This window comes from Candidatus Thermoplasmatota archaeon (assembly GCA_022848865.1).
In the GTDB taxonomy this organism is placed as follows: Archaea; Thermoplasmatota; Thermoplasmata; order RBG-16-68-12; family JAGMCJ01; genus JAGMCJ01.
Map to the genome: position 1 here is coordinate 1 of JAJISE010000075.1, position 4,333 is coordinate 4,333.

Annotated in this window: 4 protein-coding genes; 3 read left to right on the plus strand and 1 reads right to left on the minus strand. The window is 57.3% G+C overall.

The features are described from left to right. Positions 1-181: 181 nt before the first annotated feature. Positions 182-1,039, minus strand: coding sequence for a ribose-phosphate diphosphokinase (locus tag LN415_09485; protein MCJ2557316.1), 858 nt, complete (start codon positions 1,037-1,039; stop codon positions 182-184). A 100-nt stretch (positions 1,040-1,139) separates the two neighbouring features. Here LN415_09485 and LN415_09490 point away from each other — a divergent pair, with 100 nt between their 5' ends. From LN415_09490 to LN415_09500, 3 genes are all read left to right on the plus strand, one after another. Beyond that, a complete protein-coding gene (locus LN415_09490; GenBank protein ID MCJ2557317.1) occupies positions 1,140-2,342 on the plus strand; it encodes an archaeosortase/exosortase family protein in 1,203 nt (400 codons plus the stop codon). A gap of 21 nt (positions 2,343-2,363) precedes the next feature. After that, a complete protein-coding gene (gene galU / locus LN415_09495) occupies positions 2,364-3,224 on the plus strand; it encodes a UTP--glucose-1-phosphate uridylyltransferase GalU (protein MCJ2557318.1) in 861 nt (286 codons plus the stop codon). Between the two features lie 95 nt (positions 3,225-3,319). Further along, a partial coding sequence (locus LN415_09500; protein MCJ2557319.1) for an oligosaccharide flippase family protein occupies positions 3,320-4,333 on the plus strand: 1,014 nt, incomplete at its 3' end.

Consider the following 4,333-nt stretch of genomic DNA (forward strand, 5'->3'; position numbering starts at 1 on the left):
CGAATCGGTCCATGACTTCGCCTTTTTCCTGCGGGTCTCGGGGGCCACACTGGCAGCACTGACCGCGTTCATTGGAGGCCTCACGTCGACCAACTTCGACGGTTATGAGAGGGCCGGACTCCTCGTGGCTGCCGGCCTAATATTCCTGACCCTGGTGGCCTGAGTTCACGACCGCAGGACCCTAGTCCATCTGCGGTCCAAGCGCCTCGGCGATGACGCCCGCCACCGTCACCTTGGAAACGGGGCTCATCAGCGTGTCCGTGCAGAAGACCTCATCGCAGACCCCGAGCTTCTCGAGTGCGTCGCCGACGAAGAGGCCATGCGTGCACGCCGCAATGACAGTCTTGGCCCCGTGCTCCCTAAGCTGCTCCGTCGCCTTCACGATCGTGCCGCCCGTGGAGATTATGTCGTCCACGATGGCGACGACCTTCCCGCCGGCATCGAGCGACTTCGGTGAGACCTCGACCGTGTGCGAATCGATCCTCTTCTTCTCGAGGTAGTCCGATTCGCAGTTGAGGAGGTCCGCGAGCAGTCGTGCGCGCTCCAGCGCTCCCTCGTCCGGCGCAAGAACGAAATCGATGCTGAGGTTCTTCAGATGACCCGCCAAGGTCGGTGCGGCGGACAGCTCGTTCCACCTGACGTCAAAGTACCTGGAGGCCCGTTCGCTGTGCGCGTCGACCGTGTACATCTCGCTCGCGCCCATCTGGATGAGGTTCGCCAAGGCGCGTACGCTCACCCCCTCACCCTTGAGGAAGGCCTTGTCCTGCCGCGCGTAGCCGAGGTAGGGGATGACGACGCGCAGGCTGTTCACGTTGAGGTCCGCGAGTGCGTCCTGCCAGAGGAAAAGCTCCACGATGTTCCTGTCGGGATAGGCGCTCTGAACGAGGACGACATCCTCCTCGGTGACGTCATCGACGATGCGGACGTAGGCCTCGTCGTCCGGGAACCGCTTGACCTCGGTCGCGACCAGGTCCGCGCGGAGCTCCCCAGCCAATCTCCCAGCAAGATCCAATGAAGCTGACCCTCCGATTATCTTCATGTATGTCGGGAAGGGTCTGCGATATATTTCTCTTTCGAGGATGGGCGTGAAGGTTTTAAATAGGGGGGTGTTTGTCATTCAATAGCACGAGTGGTAAGGCATGCCAGAACTCGAAGATGCAATGGATTTCCTGAAGAAGTACAGGGGGTATTTCCTTCTTCTCGAGTTCATACTTCTCCTTACGGGTATCAATCTCGTCATACTACCGCAGAAGGTCGTCTGGCTCGAGTACGTCGGCGTGGTCCTGTTCCTCTCGGGGGTCGCGCTGCTCGTGCTCACGTTCATGCCGGAGGAGGGTGAGGAGAAACCCCGCGAGAAGGCCCTGGCGCGCAGGATCGTCGAGTTCTTCTCCGTCCGGCTCAAGCTGAAGCCCATCTTCCCTGTCCTCGGAATCGTCGTGTTCGCGCTCGACTTCGCCTACAACCTGCTCGTCTTCGGCAGCTTGTCCCTTGGCACGCACGATTACATGCTCCTGCTCTTCGGCGGGGCCCTGGTGGCGTACAACTTCGTTCCTGAGAGGTACGGGCGGGAGAGGGACTTCTTCCTGATGTTCTCCGGCGTGCTAGTGCTGATCCTGATCGTCCCGCTGGTGCTGATGCGGATGCTCGAGGGGGACATGGATGCGAGCGTGAACGCGTACTCGGCGATATTCCTGGTGCCCGAGGTCAATGCCATCCTGAATCTGTTCGGTGTGCCCAGCAGCATCGGGGTGGTCGATGGCATTCCTTCCCTCACCTTCCCGCCAGAGCTCGGCCTGGATGAGCTTGCTGTCACGACCTCGTGCTCGGGCATCTACTCGTTCAGCATCTTCGCGTCGGCGTTCACGGCCTTCATCCTCACCGAGTACAGCAGGCCGAACTGGCGGGTGGGAGGTCTCCTGGTCCTCGGTTTCGTGAGCGCCTACGTTGCGAACCTGTTGAGGATCGTGATAGTCGTGCTCGTGGGCGTCTACGCGCCGGGCGACGACCCGATGCAGGCCCTGCTGCAGGCGCACTCCAACGCCGGCTGGATGATCTTCGTCCTGTGGATAACGCTCTTCTGGCTCATCATGTACAAGGTGCTGATGAAGGAGAAGTCCGCCGAGCCCGCGGTCGAGGAGACGAGGAAGCGCGGCACCTTGTGCGAGATATGCGGGGACGTGCTCTCGCCATCCGTCCCAGGTGTCAGATGCTCATGCGGGAGGTTCTACCATGCTGAGTGCCTCGAGGAGGCTGGGAGCTGTCCTGCTTGCGACACGGCGTACAGCAGTGATGAGGCAGAGTTGTCCGCTCAAACCGCTAGCGGTGCGAAAGGATTAAGTTGATTCTCAGGCTTCAGAGTTGGCGTGAAGGCGGTCATTCCCGCGGCGGGGTTGGGGACGAGGTTCTTGCCTGCCACGAAGGCGCAGCCGAAGGAGATGCTTCCCATCGTTGACAAGCCCGCCATTCAGTACGTGGTGGAGGAGGCTGTTGCCTCTGGATTTGAGAACATCCTCATAGTTACGGGACGAGGAAAAAGGGCGATCGAGGATCACTTCGACAGGTCTGTCGAACTCGAGGGGCATCTCTGGAGCGAGGACAAGATGGAGGAGTTCAGGAAAATCCAGGACATCGCAAGAATGGCTGAGATCCTATATGTGAGGCAGAAGGAACCCTTGGGATTGGGCCACGCGGTCCTATGCGCGAAGAACTACGTGGGCAATGAGCCGTTCGCGGTTCTTCTGGGAGACGACATTATGGTATGCGAGAACCCTTGCATCAAACAACTCCTGGACATCTTCAAGAGGGAAGGGAAGTCCGTCCTTGCAGTCGAGGATGTTCCACCTGAAAGGATGGTTCACTACGGAATGGTCGTTGGAGAACCTGTCGGGGAGGACGTCTTCGATATCACGGAAATCGTCGAGAAACCCTCTCTGGCGGACGTGAGGAGCTCCCTAGGAACTGTCGGAAGGTATGTCCTAGAACCCGAGATCTTCACACACATCGAGAAGACAAGGCCGGATTCAAGAAATGAGATTCAGCTTACCGATGCGATATCTTCGATGCTCAGCGAGAAGCAAGTGCTGGCGTGCAAGTTCCAAGGCAAGCGTTACGATATCGGAAGCAAGCTTGGATGGATTAAGGCCACGATCGAGCTGTCCTTGGAAAGAGAGGATTTGGGGCCCAAGCTGAATGCCTACCTGAAGGAGCTCGCACCACGGCTGTGAGCGGCGAAGGGGCCAGATCCCGGCATTCCTGCGTCTGGCAATAACGACTCAAGAACGTTTATATAAGTTTCGCTAATGAAGTAGCCCCAAGTATCATGAATCGACCTGAGGCTCAACCGTCCAATGTTGCGACAGAGAGCGACATCGATTCCGCAGACGCGCAGATGGAGTCCTATGGCATCATCAAGAAGACTGGCAGAAGAATGGCGAAGTACAGCGCGTACATCTTCTTGTCGACCGTTCTGTTGAAGGGCATCGTTCTGATTCAATCAATCGTGGTCGCCAGACTCCTCGGACCCGAACAACTAGGTATGCTTTCCATCGTCACGAGCCTGGGGGCCATCGTATCCACGGTCTCCGGTTTCGGCATGGTTTCTGCGATGGTCAGAATCGTGCCTGAATATAGGTTGAAGGATCCGCAGAAGGTTGACAGCACTCTAATCGCATTCTTCTGGCTCTCCATAATGACCACGCTTCCTGTGCTGGGCCTCTACGTCCTGCTCGATCCTTTCCTTTCAGTCGCTCTGTACAACGAACCAGATCTCATCTATCTGATATACCTCTGGATCATAGGAGCTCTGCTGGGGACGTTCTCATCCATGTTCGGGCCTGTTCTACAAGCGTTCCAGAAGATTGGACTTCTGGCAAAGCTCTCTGTTATCTTGGGAACGATTGGTGCGATTCTGACTTTGTCTATGGTCTGGCTGTATGGTCTTCCTGGTGCACTCTACGCGTCCATACTCTCAGCTCTTGTCGCAATCGGTGTGTATGGTGTTGTACTGAGGGGGCGGTCGAAGGGGCTCCTCAGGTCGCTTTTCAAACTGGACAGAGAAGTGGCGGCGAGACTGTTACGAGTTGGTGGAGGAGTGCTCTTGGCGGGCATATTCTTCGTGGTGGCGACATGGTACGGAATAACGATTCTACAACGTTCTGCGACCTTCGATGACGTAGGATATTTCAAGGTGGCATTTGGCGTAAGCACAATGGTGCTCCTGATTCCTGCGGCAATCTCAACGCCCTTCTACCCAATCGTCGTGGAATCCCACTCGAGAGACGTGAGGGAAGGGCAGGTCGTGTTGCTGAACACGGCGAAATACACCATGGTCTTC